This window comes from Streptomyces spinoverrucosus (assembly GCF_006539505.1).
Lineage (GTDB): Bacteria > Actinomycetota > Actinomycetes > Streptomycetales > Streptomycetaceae > Streptomyces > Streptomyces spinoverrucosus.
Window position 1 is genome coordinate 1 of record NZ_BJND01000085.1, and the last position, 20321, is coordinate 20321.

Genomic DNA, 20321 nt, shown 5'->3' on the forward strand with positions numbered 1-20321 from the left:
GGACGTCCGGCATGTGGGCCGTCCCGTACCACCCCTCGGTACGGGACGGCCCTTCTGCTTATCCTGACGGTCATGCTGACCATCACCCAGGCCCTGTACGACCAGATCGTCGCCCACGCGCGCGAGGACCACCCCGACGAGGCGTGCGGCGTGGTCGCGGGCCCCGTGGGCAAGGGCCGCCCCGAGCGCTTCATCCCGATGCTCAACGCCGCCCGCTCGCCCACGTTCTACGAGTTCGACTCCGGCGATCTGCTCAAGCTCTACCGCGAGATGGACGACCGCGACGAGGAGCCGGTGATCATCTACCACTCGCACACGGCGACCGAGGCCTACCCCTCCCGCACGGACATCTCCTACGCCAACGAGCCCGGCGCGCACTACGTCCTCGTCTCCACCGCGGACACCGACGGCCTCGGCGACTTCCAGTTCCGCTCCTTCCGGATCGTCGACGGCGAGGTGACGGAGGAGGAGGTCAAGGTGGTGGAGACGTACTGATCTCGTACAGCGGATGAAATATGTCCGAAGCGTGAGATCACATTCCAGGAGCCGGACCGGGAATCGATACGATGAGCCCATGGTTCTTCTCGACGTGAGCGACAAGTCGCCGGGCACGCTGCTCGTGGCGCGGCTGCACGTCGACCTGTGCAGGCTCGCCAGCGCCATCTGTTGACGCCGACCCCTGCCGCCGTACGGCCGTGACTGAGCCGCGGCGCCCCTACGCACGACCTGCCGTATCTGCGCTGCCGCGCGTCTTTTCGATCTGACTTCTCCCGACAGGAGCCCCGAGCCATGGCCATCGAGGTCCGCATCCCCACCATCCTCCGCCAGTACACCGACGGTCAGAAGGCCGTCGAAGGCACCGGGGAGACCCTCGCCGAGCTGTTCGCCGACCTCGACACCCGGCACGCGGGCATCCAGGCCCGCATCGTGGACGGCGGCCAGCTGCGCCGCTTCGTCAACGTCTACCTGAACGACGAGGACGTCCGCTTCCTCGACGGCATCAACACCAAGCTCACCGACGGCGACAACGTCACGATCCTGCCGGCCGTGGCCGGCGGCATGGCCTGAGGGCTCTGACCTCCGATGCGTTACGACTCCCCGCTGGCCGCGGTGGGCAACACCCCGTTGGTGCGCCTGCCGCGGCTCTCGCCGTCCGCCGACGTCCGGATCTGGGCCAAGCTGGAGGACCGCAACCCGACCGGCTCGGTCAAGGACCGTCCCGCCCTGCACATGATCGAGCAGGCCGAGAAGGACGGCCGGCTGACCCCGGGCTGCACCATCCTGGAGCCCACCTCCGGCAACACCGGCATCTCGCTCGCCATGGCGGCCAAGCTCAAGGGCTACCGCATGGTGTGCGTGATGCCCGAGAACACCTCCCAGGAACGCCGGGACCTGCTCGGCATGTGGGGCGCGGAGATCATCTCCTCCCCGGCCGCCGGCGGCTCCAACACCGCCGTACGCGTCGCCAAGGAACTCGCCGCCGAGCATCCCGACTGGGTGATGCTCTACCAGTACGGCAACCCGGACAACGCCGGCGCGCACTACGCCACCACCGGCCCCGAGATCCTCGCCGACCTCCCCTCCATCACCCATTTCGTCGCAGGCCTCGGCACCACGGGCACCCTGATGGGCGTCGGCCGCTTCCTGCGCGAGCACAAGCCGGACGTCAAGATCGTCGCCGCCGAACCGCGGTACGACGACCTGGTGTACGGCCTGCGCAACCTCGACGAGGGCTTCGTACCGGAGCTGTACGACGCCTCCGTCCTGACCACCCGTTTCTCGGTCGGCTCCGCCGACGCGGTCACCCGCACCCGTGAACTCCTCCAGCAGGAGGGCATCTTCGCGGGCGTCTCCACCGGTGCCGCGCTGCACGCGGCGATCGGCGTCGGCAACAAGGCGCTGAAGGCCGGGGAGAGCGCGGACATCGTCTTCATCGTGGCCGACGGCGGCTGGAAGTACCTCTCGACGGGCGTCTACACGGCGGCGACGACGGAGGAAGCGATCGAGAGGCTCCAGGGCCAGCTCTGGGCGTAAGGGGCTGCGTGGCCAGGCGCGTGAGGGCTGTGCAGCCAGGTGCGTGAGGGCTATGTAGCCAGGTGACGGACCTGGTCCCACAGGACCGGGTCCACCACCCCCACCCTGCGCCGGAAGTCCCACACCGCGATCTCCCGCAGCTCGTCCGTCTCCAGGAAGCTCGCCCGGCCCTGGGTGTCCCCGACCGAACCCGGCGGCAGCGGGATCACCCCGGCCCGCTCGTCGTGGTACTTGCTGGTGATCTTCGCGACCGTCGCCCGCCGCCCGTGCACCGCCAGCACCAGGCACGGCCGGTCCTTGGCGCCCGGCCCGTCCTCGTAGGGCACGCTGGCCCACCAGATCTCCGCCGCCCGCGGCCGGGCCGCCGGTCCCTCCGCGCGCCCCGGCGGCCGCGTCCAGCGGCCCGCGGGCCGCCGCCGCCCCCAGCCGTCCACGAGCGCGGCGACCAGCGCGAGCAGCACCACCGCTGCGAGTGCCAACCACCAGGACGTGTCCATACGATGACGTTACCGGCGTACGCACCCGCACGCGCGCCCTCCGCCGCGCCGTGTGCGCCCCGCGTCCAGCCGAATCGGTGACAGCACAGGTGAGTTCCCCCACAACGGCCCCTGGCGGAGGAGCGACCCGAGGTTTTGCGCCTTACGCTCGACGGACCGCACGACCCCCGTTTTCTCCACACCCGCCCGCGGAGGTTTCTGCTTCATGAAGCTCACCGTCGTCGGCTGCTCGGGGTCGTTCCCGTCCGCGGAATCGGCCTGTTCGAGCTACCTCGTAGAGGCCGACGGCTTCCGGCTGCTCCTCGACATGGGCAATGGCGCCCTGGGCGAGCTGCAGCGCCACTGCGGTCTCTACGACCTCGACGCGATCTTCCTCAGCCATCTGCACGCCGACCACTGCATCGACATGTGCGCCTACTTCGTGGCGCGCTACTACCGGCACGACGGCGGCCGCTGCGCCCCTCTGCCGGTCTACGGTCCCGAAGGCACGGAACACCGTCTGACCACCGCCTACGCCGACACGCCCTCCGCCTCCTCCATGAGCGAGGTCTTCGACTTCCACACGGTCAAGCCGTCGACGTTCGACATCGGCCCGTTCACGGTGCACACCGAACGGGTGGCCCACCCCGTGGAGGCGTACGGCATCCGCATCGAGCACGCCGGACGGACCCTGACGTACTCCGGCGACACCGGAGTGAGCCCCGCGCTGGACGAACTGGCCCGGGACGCCGACCTCTTCCTGTGCGAGGCGGCCTTCACGCACGGCAAGGAAAGCATCCCCGACCTGCACCTCAACGGCCGCGAGGCGGGCGAGACAGCCACCCGGGCAGGCGCCCGCCGGCTCCTCCTCACCCACATCCCCCCGTGGACCGACCCCCAGGTCAACCTCGCCGACGCCCGCGCGGTGTACGACGGCCCGGCGGAACTGGCGGTACCCAGGAAGTCGTACGAGATCTAGCCCTCACGCCATGACGAAGGCCCCCGGAACTTCCGGGGGCCTTCGTACGGTCGGGGCGGGCTTACTTCGCCTCGGCCTTCTGCAGCTCCGCCAGTTCCTCGTCGGACTCGCGGCCCGGCGTCGGAAGGTTGAACTTGGTGATCGCGAAGCGGAAGACCACGTAGTAGACCGCCGCGAAGCACAGGCCGACCAGGGCCAGGCCCCATGGGTTGGTCGCGATGCCCAGGTTGAGGGCGAAGTCGATCGCGCCGGCCGAGAAGCCGAAGCCGTCCTTCATGCCCAGCGCCCAGGTCAGCGCCATCGACACACCGGTGAGCAGCGCGTGGATCGCGTACAGCACCGGCGCGATGAACATGAAGGTGAACTCGATCGGCTCGGTGACACCCGTGATGAACGAGGTGAGCGCGAGGGAGAACATCATGCCGCCGACGACCTTGCGGCGCTCGGGGCGGGCGCAGTGGACGATCGCCAGGCACGCGGCGGGCAGGGCGAACATCATGATCGGGAAGAAGCCGGTCATGAACTGGCCCGCGGTCGGGTCACCGGCCAGGAAGCGGCCGATGTCGCCGCTCTTGCCCTCGTACTCGCCCGCCTGGAACCACGGGAAGGAGTTGAGGAGGTGGTGCATGCCGATCGGGATCAGGGCGCGGTTGGCGACACCGAAGATGCCCGCGCCGACCGCGCCGGAGCCGACCAGCCACTCACCGAAGTTGTGCAGGCCCGTGCCGAGGACAGGCCAGATGTAGCCGAAGACGATGCCGATGATCAGACCCGCGAAGGCCGACAGGATGGGGACCAGACGGCGGCCGCCGAAGAAGCCCGCCCAGTCGGGCAGCTTGGTGCGGTAGAAGCGCTGGTAGAGCAGCGCGACCACGATGCCCATGACCACGCCGCCGAGGACCTTGGCGTCGACCGGGGCCTCCATCATGACGACCTTGCCGTCGACGGCCGTGGGCTCCTTGGGCTGGTTCGGGTCGGTGAAGGTGGCGAGCACCTTCTGGAAGACCAGATAGCCGGTGACGGCGGCGAGCGCGGTAGAGCCGTCCGACTTCTTCGCGAAGCCGATCGCGATGCCCACCGCGAACAGCAGCGCCATGTTGTCGAGAATCGCGTTGCCACCGGCGGCCATGAAGCCGGCGATCTTCGTCAGGAAGGCCGGGAACTCGGGGCGTCCGAGCATGTCGTCGTTGCCGAGCCGCACCAGCAGCGCGGCGGCGGGCAGCACGGCCACCGGCAGCATCAGGCTGCGGCCGATACGCTGCAGGACAGCCATCGCGCCGGAGCCCTTTTTCTTCTCGGCCGCGGGAGCGGCGCTGGCCGTGGACACAACTTCCTCCAGTGGGCATGGCGCCGCCCAGGGACAAAGGGAAGGGGGACGGCGGCGTCCGATGGTCTACACCACTCAGTGGTGTAGACCTGTTGTAGCACGATGAAGGGCGCATAAGGAACCCTCGCCTCCGACCCTCAGACCTTCGTCACGTCCTCCACTTCCTCCTCCGCTTCCCGGCCCGGAGTCTTCAGGTCGAATCTGGTGATCGCAAAACGGAAGATCACGTAATAGACGACGGCGAAGGCCAGCCCGATCGGGATCAACAGCCATGGTTTTGTCGCCAGGTTCCAGTTGATGACGTAGTCGATCAGACCGGCGGAGAAACTGAAGCCGTCCTTCGCGCCGAGCCCCCACGACACCGCCATCGACACCCCCGTCAGCACCGCGTGGATCGCGTAGAGGACGGGCGCGACGAAGAGGAACGAGTACTCGATGGGCTCGGTGATGCCGGTGACGAACGACGTCAGTGCCACCGACAGCATCAGACCGCCGACCTCCTTGCGGCGGCCCGGCCTGGCGCAGTGCGTGATGGCGAGGGCCGCGGCCGGCAGGGCGAACATCATGATCGGGAAGAAGCCCGTGGTGAACTGGCCCGCGTTCGGATCGCCCGCCAGGAACATGTTGATGTCCCCGTGCACCACCTTGCCGTCGGGCGCGGTGTAGGTGCCGAACTGGAACCAGATGGGCACGTTCAGGAACTGGTGCAGACCGACGACGAGCAGCGCCCGGTTCGCGATGCCGAAGACGCCCGCGCCCCACGCACCCAGGTCGCTCATCCAGTCACTGAAACTCTCCAGCGCGTCCCCGACCGGCGGCCAGATCCACAGACACAGCGCGGCGAACACGATCGCCACGAACGCCATGATGATCGGCACCAGCCGCCGGCCGTTGAAGAAGCCGAGCCAGTCCACCAGCTTCGTACGGTGAAAGCGCTGCCAGAAGAAGGCTGACAGCAGGCCCATGATGATGCCGCCGAAGACCCCTGGGTTCTGGTAGGTGAAGGACGACACCGTCCCGTCGGCGGCCTGGCAGCCCGCTTCGATCACGTCCGCGCCCGCCGGACAGTCCTCCGGAAACTCGCGCAGCACCGAGTAGTAGACGAGAAACCCCGCCACCGCCGCGAGCGCGGTCGAACCGTCCGACTTCTTCGCCATGCCGATCGCCACACCGACACAGAAGAGAAGGGGAAGCCCCAGCGCACTGTCGAGCAGTGCCCCACCCGCGCCCGCCATCACCTTGGAGACACTGGTCCAGCCGAGCCCCTCGTCGCCGAACAGGTCCGGCTGACCGAGCCGGTTGAGGATACCCGCGGCCGGGAGTACGGCGATGGGGAGCTGCAGACTGCGCCCCATCTTCTGCAGGCCCTGGAAGAAGGCGCTCCAGCGGGCACGAGCGGGACGGGCGGCGCTGTCGGCACTCATCGGACTCCTCCCGGAGGACCGGGTTTGGCGACCGTCCGCCAGGTGGTGTAGACCAGTCGGGCAGAAGGTTCCGCTGTCGTGACGCCATCATTCGGTACGTACGCCAGGACCGCTCGCGAACGTGGGCCAACTGTGGGTTACTGCGACAAAGCGCTTCGGACCAGGTCGGATCAGGTCGGATCAGGGAGAAAGACATGGCCAGCAAGGCTGAGAAGATCGTTGCCGGGCTCGGTGGCATCGACAACATCGAAGAGGTCGAGGGCTGCATCACGCGGCTGCGCGTCGAGGTGTCCGACGCCTCGCTGGTCGACGACGCCGCCCTCAAGGGCGCCGGCGCCCACGGCGTCGTCAAGATGGGCAACGCCATCCAGGTCGTCATCGGCACCGACGCCGACCCGATCGCGGCGGACATCGAAGACATGATGTGAGCCCCGGCTCGTCATCGAGGGGCCCTTCCCGCACCGGGAGGGGCCCCTTTTCCGTGCGGACTCAAGAGCCCCGGCGAGTCTGGTCCACCCACCCCTGCGCCGGCTCGGCCTCTTCGCCGTACGCGTCGTGCCAGTTCCACCATTCGTACGGCGGGGTCTGCGGATAGCCCTCCGGTGAGTCCTCCCAGGCCTCCTGCCGCCCGAGCGCCGTCATGTCGAGGTAGCTCCAGAGGCTCCCCATGGCCTCGTCGCCGCGGGCATTGATGAAGTAGGTGCGGAACACCCGGTCGCCGTCGCGGATGAACGCATTCGTGCCGTGCCACTCGTCCACACCGAAGTCGGTGTCGAAATCGTCGGTGATCGTGTACCAGGGGATGTACGTCCAGCCCATCCGCTCCTTCACCCGCTCGATCTCCGGCTGCGGCGCGCGCGAGGCGAAGACGAGGGTGGTGTCGCGGGCGTTCAGATGGGCAATGTGGCCGACCTGGTCGGCCAGCATGGAACAGCCGCGGCAGGCGTGCTCCGGCCAGCCGAACACGCCGGGCTCGAAGAAGGCGCGGTAGACGATCAGCTGACGACGCCCCTCGAACAGGTCGAGCAGACTCACCCTGCCCCCGGGTCCTTCGAACTCGTACGTCTTCTCCACCGCCACCCACGGCATCCGACGGCGCTTGGCGGCCAGTGCGTCACGGGCGCGGGTCAACTGCTTCTCCTCCACAAGCAGCTCCTGCCGCGCCGCCTCCCAGTCCTGTGGTGAAACGATCGGGGGTGTCTTCATGGTGACGTTCGCCTTCCGTTTCGATCCGAACTCAGGCACAAGTTCAGGGTCGGCCGCCACCGACACCGGCGCACCTGGGCGCCGGCCGAGGCCGGAACGGCGGGCGGATAGGCTCGACCCATGTCTCGAATCGACGGCCGCACTCCCGAACAGCTCCGCCCGATCACCATCGAACGCGGCTGGAGCAAGCACGCCGAGGGCTCCGTCCTCGTCTCCTTCGGCGACACGAAGGTCTTCTGCACCGCCTCCGTCACCGAGGGCGTCCCCCGCTGGCGCAAGGGCAGCGGCGAAGGCTGGGTCACCGCGGAGTACGCCATGCTGCCCCGCTCCACCAACACCCGGGGCGACCGCGAGTCGGTCAAGGGCAAGATCGGCGGCCGTACGCACGAGATCTCCCGCCTCATCGGCCGCTCCCTGCGCGCGGTCATCGACTACAAGGCCCTCGGCGAGAACACCATCGTCCTGGACTGCGACGTCCTCCAGGCCGACGGCGGCACCCGCACCGCCGCCATCACCGGCGCGTACGTCGCCCTGGCCGACGCCGTCTCCTGGGCCCGGGCCAAGAAGCTGATCCGGCCAGGCCGACAGCCCCTCACCGGCTCGGTCAGCGCCGTGTCCGTCGGCATCGTCGGCGGAGTCCCGCTGCTCGACCTCTGCTACGAGGAGGACGTGCGCGCCGAGACCGACATGAACGTCGTCTGCACCGGCGACGGACGGTTCGTCGAGGTCCAGGGCACCGCGGAGGCCGAGCCCTTCGCACGCGAGGAGCTCAACGCGCTGCTCGACCTGGCGGTGGCCGGCTGTACGGAACTCGCCGAGCTGCAGCGCACGGCGCTCGCGGCGGCCCTGGAAAAGTGACGGGGCGAAGGTAAAGGGCGCACCAAAAGTGGTGGTCGGTGCGGGCAACCGTAGTGACCATCGTCGCGTCTCATCAGATACGGGCGCACGGCTCATCCCTGTGCGCCCGGCCAGCAACCGGGCCCGTGGGGCCCGACTCCGAGGGAGGGACCGTTCCATGGCCGCGAGCCGCCGCCGACGCCGTACCGCAGCCGTCGCCGCCACCCTGGCGGCGATCGCGCTGACCGCCGGACTCACCACCGGCTGCGACGCCGTGAACAAGGCACTCGACTGCGTCCAGACCGCCGACGCCATCGCCGACAGCGTCACGGACCTCCAGCAGGCCGTCGAGAGCGCCGCGAACGACCCGACCCAGCTGCAGGAGTCCCTCGACTCCATCGATCAGAACCTCGGCGAGATCGGCGACAAGACCGACAACGCCGACGTCAACAAGGCGGTGGACGACCTCCAGAAGGCCGTCGACAACGTCCGTACGGCGGTGCAGAACGGCGACGAGACCCCCGACATCAGCCCGGTCACGGACGCGGCCGGTGAACTGACCAAGGTCTGCACGCCGTAAGCGAACGCCTGCCGGCGCTGGATACTGAGGGCATGACCCGCTTGATCCTCGCCACCCGCAACCACGGAAAGATCACCGAGCTGAAGGCGATCCTCGCCGACGCAGGTCTGCGCCACGACCTCGTCGGCGCGGACGCCTATCCCGACGTCCCCGACGTCCGCGAGACCGGCGTCACCTTCGCGGAGAACGCCCTGCTCAAAGCCCACACCCTGGCCAAGGCCACCGGCCTGCCCGCGGTCGCCGACGACTCGGGCCTGTGCGTCGACGTCCTCGGCGGCGCGCCGGGCATCTTCTCGGCCCGCTGGTCCGGCAAGCACGGCGACGACCGCGCCAACCTCGACCTCCTCCTGGCCCAGCTCTCGGACATCCCCGAGCAGCACCGCGGCGCCCACTTCACCTGCGCGGCGGCGTTGGCCCTGCCCGACGGCACGGAACGAGTCGTCGAGGGGAAGCTGAGGGGCGTCCTCCGCCACAAGCCAACCGGCACCCACGGCTTCGGCTACGACCCGATCCTCCAGCCGGACGGCGAAACGCGAACGTGCGCGGAGATGAGCCCCGACGAGAAGAACGCCATCAGCCACCGGGGGAAGGCGTTCCGGGCGTTGGTGCCGGTGGTGCGGGAGCTGCTCGGCTGAACTCCTTGTGGGAGCCCGCGACTTACTGGTGCGGCCGGAGGGACTCGAACCCTCACGGGAGTTACCCCACTGGGACCTAAACCCAGCGTGACTGCCAATTCCACCACGGCCGCCTGTTGCTGCCCGGCCATGCTACTGGCCGGGCAGGGTTCTCAGACGCCCAGATCCTTGATGATCTTGGCCACGTGGCCCGTCGCCCGGACGTTGTACAGGGCGCGCTCGACCTTGCCCTCCTCGTCCACGATCACCGTGGAGCGGATGACGCCCATGTACGTCTTGCCGTAGTTCTTCTTCTCGCCGTAGGCCCCGTAGGCCTCGGTGACGGACTTCTCCGGGTCGGCCAGCAGCGTGACCTTCAGGGACTCCTTGTCGCGGAACTTGGCGAGCTTCTCGGGCTTGTCCGGTGAGATGCCGATCACGTCGTAGCCGGCGCCGGCCAGCACGTCGAGGTTGTCGGTGAAGTCGCAGGCCTGCTTGGTGCAGCCGGGTGTCAGTGCCGCGGGGTAGAAGTAGACGATGACCTTGCGGCCCTTGTGGTCCGCGAGGGACACCTCGTTGCCGTCGGCGTCGGGCAGGGTGAAGGCGGGGGCCACGTCCCCGGGCTGGAGTCGATCGCTCATCCGGCAAGCGTAACCGGGGGTCCTGACAGTGCGGTCGGCCATGGAGCTGACAGACTGTCCGGAACAGGCATCAGCAGACTTCGGAGGCCGTACCGTGGCGGACACGTCGGACACCAGAACCCCGGCGCAGATCGAGGCGGACATCAGGCGCCGCCGCGACGTGCTGGCCGAGACGCTCGACGAGATCGGGGTGCGGGTGCACCCGAAGACGATCGTCGGCGACGCCCGGGCCAAGGTCGTGGCGAATGTCGATCACACCGTCGGGCGTGCCTATGTTCAGGTCAACCGGGTGGTGAGCGATGTCAAGGCGCAGTTCGTGGACGAGAACGGCTCGCCCCGGATGACGCGCGTGCTGCCCGTCGCGCTGGTCGCCGTCGGTGTCGTCGGGCTGCTCGTGCTGGGCCCCCGGCGCCGCAAGCGCTGACCCTCCGGCGTACGGATGTCTCGAATGCAGGTAGGTTCAAGGCGTGAGCGGTAACAGAAACGACCACAGTACCCATCCCGACAAGCTCCCCATCCGGATGCTGCACGACCGTGTGCTCGTGCGGCAGGACACCAGTGAGGGCGAGCGGCGTTCCGGTGGCGGCATCCTGATCCCCGCCACGGCGGCCGTGGGCCGTCGGCTGGCGTGGGCGGAGGTCGTCGCGGTGGGGCAGAACGTAAGGACCGTGGAGCCGGGCGACCGGGTTCTGTACGACCCGGAGGACCGTGCCGAGGTGGAGGTGCGCGGCGTCGCGTACGTCCTGATGCGCGAGCGCGATCTGCACGCGGTGGCCGCGGACCGGTTCGAGGGGTCCGAGGACTCCACGGGGCTGTACTTGTAACGCGTAAGACGAGCAGTACCAAAGGGCTGGTGACCGTCGTCACCAGCCCTTTCGTGTGGCCTTTGCTACCTTGGAGAAGCACCCGACGAGACGCGCCGTACCGGGTTGAAGGCAAAGACGACGCACCCCCGTCAGTCCGCCTGTCTCTCGGAGGTGCCTCTCATGGCCTGGGTTCTGCTGATCATCGCCGGTGTGCTCGAAGTCGGCTGGTCGATCGGGATGAAGTACACCGACGGTTTCACCCGGCTCGTCCCCAGCCTGTTCACCGGCGCCGGCATCGTCGCCAGCATGCTGCTGCTGTCGTACGCCGCGAAGTCCCTGCCCATCGGTACCGCCTATGGCGTCTGGGTCGGGATCGGGGCGGCCGGGTCGGCGGTGCTCGGCATGGTGGTGCTGGGTGAGCCGGCCACCGCCGCCCGGATCTTCTTCGTCTGTCTGCTGCTGGTCGCCGTCGTGGGGCTGAAGGCGACCTCCGGTCACTGATCCGGGGTCATTCGCGCCGGGTGCCCGGCGTGCCCCCGGTCGTCGTGCCCGTGGAGGTGCCGCCGCCGGTGGTGCCTCCTTGGGTGCCTCCGGTGGTCGTAGCGCCGCCCGTGGTGGTGTCGCCGCCGGTGGTGGTCCCGCCGTCCGTCGTCGTGCCGCCGTCGGTGGTCGTGCCCCCGTCCGTGGGGGTCCCGCCGTCCGTGGGCGTGCCCCCGGTCGTCGTACCGCCGTCGCCCGTCGTGCCCCCGTCGGTGGTCGTGCCCCCGTCCGTGGGCGTCCCGCCGTCCGTGGGCGTGCCCTCGTCGGTCGGGGCGTCGGTGGCCCGGTCGTCGGCGGGCGGGGCCGTGGGCGTGTACACCACGTCGGCGCCCTCCTGGAGCCGCAGGTCGAAGTCGCTGACCGGAGTGCCTTCGAGGGCGTCCTTGGTGAACTGGGCCCAGATCTTGGCGGGCGGTCCGCCGCCGTTGACGCGGTCCAGGCCCATCGCGCCGTACAGCGACTCGTGGGCGGCCGTGACCGGGTCCTGGCCCATCACGGCGACGACGGTGGCCAGGTCGGGGGTGTAGCCCGCGAACCAGGCCGCCTGGTCCTCCTCGGCCGTGCCGGTCTTGCCGGCCGCCGGACGGCCGGCGGCCAGCGCTTCGGTGGCGGTGCCGTTCTGGACGGTGCTGCGCAGGATCGACGTCGTGGTGTCGGCGGCCTCGCGGCTGACGGCCTGGGTGGTCTTCCGCTCGGGCAGGTCGACCACCTCGGCGCCCTCCCGGGTGATCTTCTCGACCAGGGTGTACGTGCCGTGCTCACCGTGGTTCGCGAGGGTGGCGTACGCCTCTGCCATGTCCAGGACGCTCGCCTGGGCCACGCCGAGTGCGATCGACGGGTAGGGGCCCAGCTCGGGGGTGCTGGAGGGCACGCCGAGGTCGACCGCGGTCCGCATGACCTTGTCGGGGCCGACGTCGACCGCCATCTGCGCGTACACGGAGTTCACGGACTTGTCGGTGGCTTCGCGGACCGTGATGTCGCCGTACGACACCTGGTCCTCGTTCTCGGGGTCGTAGGCGCCGCTCCAGCCCTGCACGGGGCGCTTGTTGGTGCCGTCGTAGTAGGTGTTGGGGGTGATGGGTTGGCCGTCCTGGGTGGTGGAGCCGTTCTGGACGGCCGCAGTGAACACGAGCGGCTTGAAGATGGAGCCGACCTGGAAGTCCCGCCGGGTCGCGCCGTTGGTGTACTGCTTGACGTAGTCGATGCCGCCGTACATCGCGACGACCTTGCCCGTCTTGGGGTCGACGGCGGCGCCGCCCGCGCGGACATAGTTGTCGACCTTGCGGTTCTTCTTGTCCAGCTTGGACATCAGCTGGTCGTTGACGGCCTTGACGAAGGCGTTCTGCTTGGGCTTCTGCAGGGTGGTGGTGATGCGGTAGCCGCCCGCTTCGAGGGAGTCCGCGTCGACGATGTCGTTGGCGATGAGGTACTGCTTGACCGCGTCGACGACATAGCCGCGCTGCCCGGACATGCCGGTCGAGACGGTGGCCTCCTTCGGCACCGGGAACTTCAGACCCGCCCGCTCGGACCGGGTGAGCCAGCCCTCCTTGACCATGCCGTCCAGGACGTACTTCCAGCGAGCCTCGGCGGCGGGCCTGTTCTCCGGGTGGGCGACGACGTCGTACTCGCTGGGCGCGTTGAGCAGCGCGGCGAGGTAGGCGCCGCGAGCCGCGTCCAGTTCGGTGGCGTCCATGCCGTAGTAGGCCTGGGCGGCGGCCTGGATGCCGTACGCGTTGCGGCCGAAGTAGCTGGTGTTGAGATAGCCCTCCAGGATGTCGTTCTTGCTCTTCTCCTGATCGAGCTTGATCGAGATGAAGAACTCCTTGACCTTCCGGGTGACCGTCTGCTCCTGGGCCAGGTAGTAGTTCTTGACGTACTGCTGGGTGATCGTGGAGCCCGACTGCTTGCCCTTGCCGGTGGCCGTGTTCCAGGCCGCGCGCACCATCGCCTTGGGGTCGATCGCGGACTCGGTGTAGAAGTCGCGGTCCTCGGCGGCCAGCACGGCGTGCTGGGCGTCCTTGGAGATCTGGGCGAGGGTGACGTTCTCCCGGTTGACCTCGCCGTCCCGGGCGAGCTGGGAGCCGTCTGCGTACAGGTAGACGTTGCTCTGCTTGGTCGCCAGCGCGTTCGCCGGCGGGATCTTGACCATGGAGTAGCCGAGGTAGAACAGGCCGATCAGCAGCAGGACGCCGAGAACGAAGGTGCCGAGCACCATGCGCCAGGTCGGAATGATCCGGCGCCAGCCGGTGCGCCTGGGCCGCCCGGGTTTCCCCTCCCCGGGCCCGCCCTGGTTCGGCTGCTGCGGCTGCGGCTCGTCGCTCATGTCGTGCACGGACTCCTGTGTCGTCCCTCGGATGTCATCTGCGCCCCCATCTGAAGACTCTCGCATCCGGCGTTCCGTTCCCGGATCCCGGCACGTGTCCGCCCGGAAAATGCCTGGCAGTCCGGATCGGGCGCGTACTAGGCTCCTGCGCTTCGGTGTCGGGCTGGTCGGGGACGGTGGTTCGGTGTGGGCACGGGACGGTTGTACGCGGCCGTCGCGGTGGGCGGTTTCCGACGGTACGCGACCTATCGGGCGGCCACGGCCGCCGGGGTGTTCACCAACACCGTCTTCGGGCTGATCCTCGTCTACACCTACCTCGCCCTGTGGGACGAGAGACCGCAGCTCGGCGGGTACGACCAGGCGCAGGCCGTCACCTATGTGTGGCTGGGGCAGGCGCTGCTGTCGACGCTCGCGATCGGGGGCGGCGGTTTCGAGACAGAGCTGATGGAACGCATCCGCACCGGTGATGTCGCGATCGACCTGTACCGCCCGGCCGACCTTCAACTCTGGTGGCTCGCAGGCGACTTGGGCCGGGCCCTGTTCCAGCTGCTGGGGCGCGGGGTGCTGCCCTTCGCCTTCGGGGCGCTGGTCTTCGACGTCGCGCTGCCGTCGGATCCAGCCACCTGGGGTGCCTTTCTGGTCGCGGTGTTGCTCGGGATGGTGGTCAGCTTCGGGATCCGGTACCTGGTGGCGCTGAGCGCGTTCTGGCTGCTGGACGGCACCGGCGTGGCCCAGATGGCGTGGCTTTTGAGCTTCTTCTGCTCGGGCATGCTGCTGCCGCTGAACGTCTTCCCCGGTGTGCTCGGCGAGATCGTACGGGCCCTGCCGTGGTCGTCGATGCTCCAGGCGCCGGCGGATGTGCTGCTGGGGCAGGCCGATCCGCTGGGCACGTTCCTCTTCCAGGGCGCGTGGGCGGTGGCGCTGCTGGCGGCGGGGCGGCTGGTGCAGTCGGCGGCCACGCGGCGGGTGGTGGTGCAGGGTGGGTGACATCGGTCACGTGGGGCAGACCGGCCGGGTCGCGGACGGGCTGCGGGCGTACCGCCTGATCGTCGCCATGTGGATCAAGTCCACCATGGCCTACCGGGCCTCCTTCGTCATGACCACCGTCGGCAACTTCGCGGCGACCGCGCTGGACTTCGTCGCGATCCTGCTGATGTTCTCCCGCGTGGACGCGCTCGGCGGCTACACACTGCCCGAGATCGCCTTCCTGTACGGCCTGAGCGGCGTCGCCTTCGGACTGGCCGACCTGGCGATCGGGTCGATGGACCGGCTGGGGCGCCGGGTGCGGGACGGCACGCTGGACACGCTGCTGGTGCGGCCGGTGCCGGTGCTCGCGCAGGTCGCCGCCGACCGGTTCGGGCTGCGCCGCCTGGGCCGCGTCGCCCAGGGCGCGCTGGTCCTCGGCTACGCGCTGGCGACGCTGGACATCGACTGGACGCCGCAGAAGGTGCTGCTGATGCCGGTGATGCTGCTCAGCGGGGCGGCGATCTTCTGCGCGGTGTTCGTCGCGGGCGCCGCGTTCCAGTTCGTGGCGCAGGACGCCTCCGAGGTGCAGAACGCGTTCACCTACGGCGGTACGACGCTGCTGCAGTACCCGCCGACCGTGTTCGGCAAGGAACTGGTGCGCGGGGTGACCTTCGTCCTGCCGCTGGCCTTCGTCAACTGGCTGCCCGCGAGCTACATCCTGGGGCGGCCGTATCCGCTGGACCTGCCGCAGTGGGTGGCGTTCACACCGCCGCTGGTGGCGGTGGCGTGCTGCGCGCTCGCCGGGCTGGCCTGGCGGGCGGGGCTGAAGACCTATCGGAGCACAGGGAGTTAGACCGGTGACGGTGACTGAGGACGCTGATGGCTTCATCGAACTCGACCGGGTCGAGAAGGTCTTCGACGTACGCAAGAAGACCGGCTTTCTGAAACGGGAGCGGCGGCAGGTGCGGGCCGTCGACTCGATCTCGTTCCGCGTGGCGCGCGGCGAGATGGTCGGCTACATCGGGCCGAACGGCGCCGGGAAGTCGACCACGATCAAGATGCTGACCGGCATCCTCACCCCGAGCGGCGGACGGCTGCGGGTCGCGGGCATCGACCCGTCCCGGGAGCGGACGCGGCTGGCGCACCGCATAGGGGTGGTGTTCGGGCAGCGTACGACGCTGTGGTGGGACCTGCCGCTGATCGACTCCTACCGGCTGATGCACCGCATGTACCGCATCCCCGACGCCCGCTACCGCGCGAACCTCGACCGGTGCGTGGAACTGCTTCAGCTCGCAGATCTGTTGGACGTGCCGGTACGACAGCTCTCCCTCGGCCAGCGGATGCGCGGGGACATCGCGGCGGCGCTGCTGCACGACCCCGAGGTGCTGTACCTCGACGAGCCCACCATCGGCCTGGACGTCATCTCCAAGGCCCGGGTGCGGGAGTTCCTGCGCGACCTCAACGCCGAGCGCGGCACGACGGTGCTGCTCACCACGCACGACCTGCAGGACATCGAGCAGCTCTGCTCCCGGGTGATGGTCATCGACCACGGGCGCCTGATGTACGACGGCCCGCTCGCCGGGCTGCACGAGGCGGGGGAGAGCGAACGGACCCTCGTCGTGGACCTGGATCGCGAACTGCCGCCGATCGACGCGCCGGCGCCCGCGCGCGTCGTACGGGTGGAGGGGCCCCGGCAGTGGCTGGCCTTCCCGGCGGCGCAGTCGGCGGCGCCGCTGGTGGCGCGGATCGCGGCGGAGTACCCCCTGGTGGACCTGTCGGTGCGGGAGCCGGACATCGAGGCCGTGATCGCGCGAATGTACGAGGAGCGGGCGATCACATAGTGGCGAGGCCCGGGAAAACGTAGGCTGCTGTCCATGACCGACGATGCCCCGGAACTGCGCGCCTCCGACGCCGATCGCGAGCGGGTCGCCGAAGTCCTGCGGGACGCCCTCGCGGAGGGGCGGCTGGACATGGCGGAGTTCGAGGAGCGGCTGGACGCGACGTACCAGGCACGGACGTACGGAGAACTGGCGCCGATCACACGGGACCTGCCGGCCGGGAGCGGCGCCTCGGTGCCGTCGGTCTCGATGGTCAAGGAGCCCGCCGAGCGGGGCAGTTGGGCCGAGCGGATCACCGGGGGCGAGGGCTCCTCGAAGTGGGGCGTCGCCGTGATGTCCGGCTTCCAGCGCAAGGGGCGCTGGACCGTGCCGAAGCGGTTCACGTGCTTCACGTTCTGGGGCGGCGGGGAGATCGATCTGCGCGAGGCGTACTTCGCCGACCGCGAGGTCGAGATCAACTGCGTGGCGATCATGGGTGGCGTGAACATCGTCGTACCGCCCGGCGTCGAGGTCGTCGTCCGCGGCATCGGCATCATGGGCGGCTTCGACCACCGCGAGGACGGCGTGCCGGGTGACCCCGGCGTCCCTCGGGTGATCGTCTCGGGGTTCGCCTTCTGGGGCGGCGTCGGCGTGGAGCGCAAGCGGACGCGCGCCCAGCGGCGCCGCGAGGAGCGGGAGGTCGAGGGGGGTGACCGGCGGATGCTGGGGCACGGGGACCTGACGCACGGCTGGGGGCACGACCAGCGGCGGAGGGACAGCGAGTAGCGTCCCGCCGACAACTACAGCCGCGCCGGAACCGAGCCCTTCAGTTCGCTCAGGTCGAACTCCTGCGCCATCCGCTCGTACCCCCTGTCGTTGGGATGCAGATGGTCGCCCGAGTCGTAGACCGCGCGGAGCCTGCGCGGGTCGTACGGATCCCGCAGCGCGCTGTCGAAGTCGACCACCGCGTCGAACACCCGCCCCGCCCGGATCTCGGCGTTGACCTCCTGCCGTACCGCCTCCCGGTCGGCGCTGTACCCGCGGTGTCCGCCGAACGGCATCAGCGTCGCGCCGATGACCTTGATGCCGCGGCCGTGGGCCTGGCCGACCAGGGTGCGCAGACCGTCGACGATCAGCTCGGGGTCGGTGACGGAGGGGTTGCGCAGGATGTCGTTGACGCCGAGGTCGATGACGACGACCTTGACGTTGGTCCGGCCGAGCACGTCACGGGCGAAGCGGGTCAGGCCGCTGGGGTTGTCGGCGGGGCGGCCGTTGCCGCCGGTCAGGATGCGGTTGCCGCCGATGCCCTGGTTGACGACGCCGTACCGGGGCACGTCCTGCCCCGCGTCGGCCGCCTCGCGCAGCCGCTTGGCGAGGACGTCGGGCCAGCGCCGGTTGGCGCCCATGGTGGAGGAGTGGCCCTCGGTGAGGGAGTCGCCGAACGCGACGAGGGTGCCGTGGGACTCCTTGCTGAGCACGTCGAGGGCGGTCAGATAGCGCCACGACTCGACCTGCTGGGTGTACGGCGTGCCGGTCACGTCGTCGGCGTGGTCGCCCTGCGCGGCGTAGGAGATCTGCCGCACATGCGGGTGCACGGTGACCGGGCCGGGCTCGGCCGGGGCGTACGTGGTGATCAGGACGTCGCTGTCGTACGGGATCGTGATGCGCACCGCGTCGCTCATCACCTGCCCTCCCGGCGGGACCACGACCGTGGTGATGCCGTTGAACGTCAGCCGCCGCATGGTCTGCGGCAGCGCGGCCGCGCTGCCGTCGGCGGCGGCGAGGGCGATGGTGGCGTGCGTGAGGGTCAGCGGCAGCCGGCCGTAGAGGTTGGACAGCGTGATCCGGGCGGCCGTGCCCCCGACGCTGGTGTGGACGACGTTGCGCACGGAGCGGTCGTGCAGGCCCGCTGTCTCGGTGCCGGGCTCGGCGGCGGACGGGGACGTCGACCAGGAGCCGACCCAGGTGCCGGTGGAGATCGCGGCGGCGGAGTTGTGCGGGGGGCGGGGACCCGCGAGCGGGCGCTGTGCCGTGCCGTCGCCGGAGGAGGCTGAGACGTATATGGCGACCGACATGGCCACGATCAGCGAGACGATCGCGGCGAGCAAGGTGCTGTTTTTTGTGGGGGACACCCCCACACTCCCGGCGTGATGCCGCCTGGTCATGTGGTGCGTTTCTCCTCGGGGCTCCGATGCGATCACCCCATGATGGGCCATGGAGGTGGGGGAGGTTGACCGGGGCGGGGAACTCTTGTCCCGTTCCAGGAGTCGGTCAGGAAGGGACAATGTGGAGTGGAGGCTCGGGAACGGGTGGAGCGGATGGATCGTACGAAACCGGATCAAGTAGGCGAAACGGGAGCGGCTGCCATAGAGCAGCATGCCCGGCCGGACACAGCCGGTAACCGAACCGTCGCCACGCGTGGCGTGCCCGCGTCCGCCGTCCGGGCGATGACGACGTTCAGCCCCGCCGACGAGGAGAAGCGGCGCGGGGTGCGCCGTATGAAAATCACCGCGACCGGGCTGCTGCTGTTCGTGGCCCTGGTCTACGTGCTGGCCAAGTGGGCCTCCAGCGCGGGCGCCGGCCCCTGGGCGGGCTATGTCGCCGCGGCCGCCGAGGCCGGCATGGTCGGCGCGCTGGCCGACTGGTTCGCCGTCACCGCCCTGTTCCGCCACCCGCTCGGCATCCCCATCCCGCACACCGCGATCATCCCGACCAAGAAGGACCAGCTGGGCGTCTCGCTGGGCGAGTTCGTCGGCGAGAACTTCCTCTCCGAGGACGTCGTACGGCAGCGGCTGCGCGCCGTCGGCATCGGCAGCCGCCTCGGCGCCTGGCTCGCCGAACCGCAGAACGCCGACCGGGTGACCGCCGAGCTGGCCACGGCCCTGAGAGGCGCGCTGACCGTGCTGCGCGACTCCGACGTCCAGGCGGTGGTCGGCGAGGCGATCACCCGGCGGGCGAACGTGCAGGAGATCGCGCCCGGCATCGGCAAGATGCTGGAGAAGGTCGTCGCCGACGGCGGCCACAAACGGGTCGTCGACCTGGTCGTCTCCCGCGCGCACGACTGGCTGGTGCTGCACGGCGACTCCGTGATGGACGCCGTGCAGGGCGGGGCGCCCGGCTGGACCCCGCGGTTCGTCGACCGCAAGGTAGGCGAGCGGGTCTACAAGGAGCTGCTGCGCTTCTGCGCGGAGATGCGGGACATGCCGTCCCACCCGGCGCGCGGCGCCCTCGACCGCTTCCTCACCGACTTCGCCTCCGACCTGCAGTCCGACACCGAGACCCGCGCGAAGGTGGAGCGGCTCAAGGGCGAGGTGCTGGGCCGCGGCGAGGTCCAGGACCTGATCGCCTCCGCCTGGACGGCCGTACGCTCCATGATCGTCTCCGCGGCCGAGGACGAGCGCAGCGAGCTGCGGCTGCGTGTGCGGGCCTCGCTGCTCTCCCTGGGTGCCCGGATGGCCACCGAACCCAAGATCCAGGGCAAGGTGGACAGCTGGGTCGAGGGCGCGGCGGTGCACGTCGTGACGACGTACCGCAGCGAGATCACCCTGCTGATCACCGACACCGTGGCCGGCTGGGACGCCGAGCACACCACGAAGAAGATCGAGGCACACATCGGCCGGGACCTGCAGTTCATCCGGATCAACGGCACGGTGGTGGGCTCGCTGGCCGGACTGCTGATCTACACGATCTCCCGCATGCTGGGGGCGTAGCCCCGGACTGCTGCGGGCGTGGCCTTTCCGGTTCCGGGCAC

24 protein-coding genes, 1 tRNA gene and 1 riboswitch are annotated in these 20321 nt (G+C 69.5%); of the genes, 17 read left to right on the forward strand and 8 right to left on the reverse strand.

What is annotated here, in order from left to right:
- Positions 1 to 72 precede the first annotated feature (72 nt).
- The 4 genes from SSP24_RS37640 (at position 73) to SSP24_RS37655 (ending at position 2034) form a co-directional block, all read left to right on the forward strand.
- Positions 73 to 495, forward strand: coding sequence for a M67 family metallopeptidase (locus SSP24_RS37640; RefSeq protein ID WP_141314951.1), 423 nt, complete (start codon positions 73 to 75; stop codon positions 493 to 495).
- Between the two features lie 79 nt (positions 496 to 574).
- Complete coding sequence (locus tag SSP24_RS45395) at positions 575 to 670, forward strand: putative leader peptide (RefSeq protein ID WP_373306706.1); 96 nt, start codon at positions 575 to 577, stop codon at positions 668 to 670.
- 119 nt (positions 671 to 789) lie between these two features.
- Positions 790 to 1068 carry a MoaD/ThiS family protein gene (locus SSP24_RS37650; RefSeq protein ID WP_141314955.1) on the forward strand — a complete coding sequence of 93 codons (279 nt, stop codon included), beginning with the start codon at positions 790 to 792 and terminating at the stop codon, positions 1066 to 1068.
- A gap of 15 nt (positions 1069 to 1083) precedes the next feature.
- The gene (locus SSP24_RS37655) at positions 1084 to 2034 is read left to right on the forward strand and encodes a PLP-dependent cysteine synthase family protein (protein ID WP_141314957.1); all 951 of its coding nucleotides are present in this window, start codon (positions 1084 to 1086) and stop codon (positions 2032 to 2034) included.
- Between the two features lie 50 nt (positions 2035 to 2084).
- On the opposite strand, the gene SSP24_RS37660 is transcribed toward SSP24_RS37655, so the two are convergent.
- Complete coding sequence (locus tag SSP24_RS37660) at positions 2085 to 2531, reverse strand: type II toxin-antitoxin system PemK/MazF family toxin (protein ID WP_141314959.1); 447 nt, start codon at positions 2529 to 2531, stop codon at positions 2085 to 2087.
- 205 nt (positions 2532 to 2736) lie between these two features.
- Here SSP24_RS37660 and SSP24_RS37665 point away from each other — a divergent pair, with 205 nt between their 5' ends.
- Complete coding sequence (locus tag SSP24_RS37665; RefSeq protein WP_141314961.1) at positions 2737 to 3489, forward strand: MBL fold metallo-hydrolase; 753 nt, start codon at positions 2737 to 2739, stop codon at positions 3487 to 3489.
- A 61-nt stretch (positions 3490 to 3550) separates the two neighbouring features.
- Here SSP24_RS37665 and SSP24_RS37670 read toward each other — a convergent pair whose 3' ends face one another.
- Both SSP24_RS37670 and SSP24_RS37675 read right to left on the reverse strand, forming a co-directional pair.
- The gene (locus tag SSP24_RS37670; RefSeq protein WP_141314964.1) at positions 3551 to 4816 is read right to left on the reverse strand and encodes a PTS transporter subunit EIIC; all 1266 of its coding nucleotides are present in this window, start codon (positions 4814 to 4816) and stop codon (positions 3551 to 3553) included.
- Positions 4817 to 4953: 137 nt separating this feature from the next.
- A complete protein-coding gene (locus tag SSP24_RS37675) occupies positions 4954 to 6240 on the reverse strand; it encodes a PTS transporter subunit EIIC (protein ID WP_141314966.1) in 1287 nt (428 codons plus the stop codon).
- Positions 6241 to 6380: 140 nt separating this feature from the next.
- Here SSP24_RS37675 and SSP24_RS37680 point away from each other — a divergent pair, with 140 nt between their 5' ends.
- On the forward strand, positions 6381 to 6668 hold the full coding sequence (locus SSP24_RS37680) for a PTS sugar transporter subunit IIB (RefSeq protein ID WP_141314968.1): 288 nt from the start codon (positions 6381 to 6383) through the stop codon (positions 6666 to 6668).
- Between the two features lie 61 nt (positions 6669 to 6729).
- Here the strand turns inward: SSP24_RS37680 and SSP24_RS37685 are convergent, their stop codons facing one another.
- Positions 6730 to 7446, reverse strand: a complete 717-nt coding sequence (locus SSP24_RS37685) for a DUF899 domain-containing protein (protein ID WP_141314970.1) — start codon at positions 7444 to 7446, stop codon at positions 6730 to 6732.
- 120 nt (positions 7447 to 7566) lie between these two features.
- Here SSP24_RS37685 and rph point away from each other — a divergent pair, with 120 nt between their 5' ends.
- The 3 genes from rph to rdgB all read left to right on the forward strand — a co-directional run bounded on the left by rph (position 7567) and on the right by rdgB (position 9498).
- Positions 7567 to 8304 carry a ribonuclease PH gene (gene rph, locus SSP24_RS37690; protein ID WP_141314972.1) on the forward strand — a complete coding sequence of 246 codons (738 nt, stop codon included), beginning with the start codon at positions 7567 to 7569 and terminating at the stop codon, positions 8302 to 8304.
- A gap of 157 nt (positions 8305 to 8461) precedes the next feature.
- Positions 8462 to 8863 carry a hypothetical protein gene (locus SSP24_RS37695; RefSeq protein ID WP_141314974.1) on the forward strand — a complete coding sequence of 134 codons (402 nt, stop codon included), beginning with the start codon at positions 8462 to 8464 and terminating at the stop codon, positions 8861 to 8863.
- Between the two features lie 32 nt (positions 8864 to 8895).
- Complete coding sequence (gene rdgB / locus SSP24_RS37700) at positions 8896 to 9498, forward strand: RdgB/HAM1 family non-canonical purine NTP pyrophosphatase (protein ID WP_141314976.1); 603 nt, start codon at positions 8896 to 8898, stop codon at positions 9496 to 9498.
- Positions 9499 to 9524: 26 nt separating this feature from the next.
- Here the strand turns inward: rdgB and SSP24_RS37705 are convergent.
- Positions 9525 to 9611, reverse strand: a tRNA-Leu gene (locus SSP24_RS37705).
- A 39-nt stretch (positions 9612 to 9650) separates the two neighbouring features.
- Positions 9651 to 10118 carry a thioredoxin-dependent thiol peroxidase gene (bcp, locus tag SSP24_RS37710; protein WP_141314978.1) on the reverse strand — a complete coding sequence of 156 codons (468 nt, stop codon included), beginning with the start codon at positions 10116 to 10118 and terminating at the stop codon, positions 9651 to 9653.
- A 94-nt stretch (positions 10119 to 10212) separates the two neighbouring features.
- Here bcp and SSP24_RS37715 point away from each other — a divergent pair, with 94 nt between their 5' ends.
- The 3 genes from SSP24_RS37715 to sugE all read left to right on the forward strand — a co-directional run bounded on the left by SSP24_RS37715 (position 10213) and on the right by sugE (position 11425).
- Positions 10213 to 10542: a DUF3618 domain-containing protein gene (locus tag SSP24_RS37715; RefSeq protein WP_141314980.1), complete on the forward strand. Its 330-nt coding sequence runs from the start codon at positions 10213 to 10215 to the stop codon at positions 10540 to 10542.
- 43 nt (positions 10543 to 10585) lie between these two features.
- On the forward strand, positions 10586 to 10942 hold the full coding sequence (locus SSP24_RS37720) for a GroES family chaperonin (protein WP_141314982.1): 357 nt from the start codon (positions 10586 to 10588) through the stop codon (positions 10940 to 10942).
- A 59-nt stretch (positions 10943 to 11001) separates the two neighbouring features.
- Positions 11002 to 11069: riboswitch (guanidine-III (ykkC-III) riboswitch) on the forward strand.
- Between the two features lie 35 nt (positions 11070 to 11104).
- A complete protein-coding gene (gene sugE, locus SSP24_RS37725) occupies positions 11105 to 11425 on the forward strand; it encodes a quaternary ammonium compound efflux SMR transporter SugE (RefSeq protein ID WP_141314984.1) in 321 nt (106 codons plus the stop codon).
- Between the two features lie 7 nt (positions 11426 to 11432).
- Here sugE and SSP24_RS37730 read toward each other — a convergent pair whose 3' ends face one another.
- Positions 11433 to 13787 carry a transglycosylase domain-containing protein gene (locus tag SSP24_RS37730; RefSeq protein WP_141314986.1) on the reverse strand — a complete coding sequence of 785 codons (2355 nt, stop codon included), beginning with the start codon at positions 13785 to 13787 and terminating at the stop codon, positions 11433 to 11435.
- 186 nt (positions 13788 to 13973) lie between these two features.
- On the opposite strand from SSP24_RS37730, the gene SSP24_RS37735 reads away from it, so the two are divergent.
- Genes SSP24_RS37735 through SSP24_RS37750 form a run of 4 tightly spaced genes read left to right on the forward strand, consistent with a single transcriptional unit; the run spans position 13974 to position 17356 of the window.
- Positions 13974 to 14774: an ABC transporter permease gene (locus tag SSP24_RS37735; RefSeq protein ID WP_141314988.1), complete on the forward strand. Its 801-nt coding sequence runs from the start codon at positions 13974 to 13976 to the stop codon at positions 14772 to 14774.
- Complete coding sequence (locus tag SSP24_RS37740; RefSeq protein ID WP_229865290.1) at positions 14767 to 15606, forward strand: ABC transporter permease; 840 nt, start codon at positions 14767 to 14769, stop codon at positions 15604 to 15606. Before SSP24_RS37735 ends, SSP24_RS37740 begins: the two co-directional genes overlap by 8 nt.
- A 10-nt stretch (positions 15607 to 15616) precedes the next feature.
- Positions 15617 to 16594: an ABC transporter ATP-binding protein gene (locus tag SSP24_RS37745; RefSeq protein WP_141315018.1), complete on the forward strand. Its 978-nt coding sequence runs from the start codon at positions 15617 to 15619 to the stop codon at positions 16592 to 16594.
- 33 nt (positions 16595 to 16627) lie between these two features.
- Positions 16628 to 17356: a DUF1707 SHOCT-like domain-containing protein gene (locus tag SSP24_RS37750; RefSeq protein WP_141314992.1), complete on the forward strand. Its 729-nt coding sequence runs from the start codon at positions 16628 to 16630 to the stop codon at positions 17354 to 17356.
- A gap of 14 nt (positions 17357 to 17370) precedes the next feature.
- Here the strand turns inward: SSP24_RS37750 and SSP24_RS37755 are convergent, their stop codons facing one another.
- On the reverse strand, positions 17371 to 18735 hold the full coding sequence (locus SSP24_RS37755; protein WP_141314994.1) for an SGNH/GDSL hydrolase family protein: 1365 nt from the start codon (positions 18733 to 18735) through the stop codon (positions 17371 to 17373).
- A 153-nt stretch (positions 18736 to 18888) separates the two neighbouring features.
- On the opposite strand from SSP24_RS37755, the gene SSP24_RS37760 reads away from it, so the two are divergent.
- Positions 18889 to 20280, forward strand: a complete 1392-nt coding sequence (locus SSP24_RS37760) for a DUF445 domain-containing protein (protein WP_141314996.1) — start codon at positions 18889 to 18891, stop codon at positions 20278 to 20280.
- The last annotated feature ends 41 nt before the right edge of the window (positions 20281 to 20321 follow it).

Coding starts and splice junctions, on each gene's coding strand:
- SSP24_RS37685 (WP_141314970.1), bottom strand. CDS start 7,446: ATGAAGACACCCCCGATCGTTTCACCACAGGACTGGGAGGCGGCGCGG.
- SSP24_RS37760 (WP_141314996.1), top strand. CDS start 18,889: ATGGATCGTACGAAACCGGATCAAGTAGGCGAAACGGGAGCGGCTGCC.
- sugE (WP_141314984.1), top strand. CDS start 11,105: ATGGCCTGGGTTCTGCTGATCATCGCCGGTGTGCTCGAAGTCGGCTGG.
- bcp (WP_141314978.1), bottom strand. CDS start 10,118: ATGAGCGATCGACTCCAGCCCGGGGACGTGGCCCCCGCCTTCACCCTG.
- SSP24_RS37650 (WP_141314955.1), top strand. CDS start 790: ATGGCCATCGAGGTCCGCATCCCCACCATCCTCCGCCAGTACACCGAC.
- SSP24_RS37660 (WP_141314959.1), bottom strand. CDS start 2,531: ATGGACACGTCCTGGTGGTTGGCACTCGCAGCGGTGGTGCTGCTCGCG.
- SSP24_RS37695 (WP_141314974.1), top strand. CDS start 8,462: ATGGCCGCGAGCCGCCGCCGACGCCGTACCGCAGCCGTCGCCGCCACC.
- rph (WP_141314972.1), top strand. CDS start 7,567: ATGTCTCGAATCGACGGCCGCACTCCCGAACAGCTCCGCCCGATCACC.
- SSP24_RS37755 (WP_141314994.1), bottom strand. CDS start 18,735: ATGACCAGGCGGCATCACGCCGGGAGTGTGGGGGTGTCCCCCACAAAA.
- SSP24_RS37730 (WP_141314986.1), bottom strand. CDS start 13,787: ATGAGCGACGAGCCGCAGCCGCAGCAGCCGAACCAGGGCGGGCCCGGG.
- SSP24_RS37665 (WP_141314961.1), top strand. CDS start 2,737: ATGAAGCTCACCGTCGTCGGCTGCTCGGGGTCGTTCCCGTCCGCGGAA.
- SSP24_RS37640 (WP_141314951.1), top strand. CDS start 73: ATGCTGACCATCACCCAGGCCCTGTACGACCAGATCGTCGCCCACGCG.
- SSP24_RS45395 (WP_373306706.1), top strand. CDS start 575: ATGGTTCTTCTCGACGTGAGCGACAAGTCGCCGGGCACGCTGCTCGTG.
- SSP24_RS37750 (WP_141314992.1), top strand. CDS start 16,628: ATGACCGACGATGCCCCGGAACTGCGCGCCTCCGACGCCGATCGCGAG.
- SSP24_RS37655 (WP_141314957.1), top strand. CDS start 1,084: ATGCGTTACGACTCCCCGCTGGCCGCGGTGGGCAACACCCCGTTGGTG.
- rdgB (WP_141314976.1), top strand. CDS start 8,896: ATGACCCGCTTGATCCTCGCCACCCGCAACCACGGAAAGATCACCGAG.
- SSP24_RS37675 (WP_141314966.1), bottom strand. CDS start 6,240: ATGAGTGCCGACAGCGCCGCCCGTCCCGCTCGTGCCCGCTGGAGCGCC.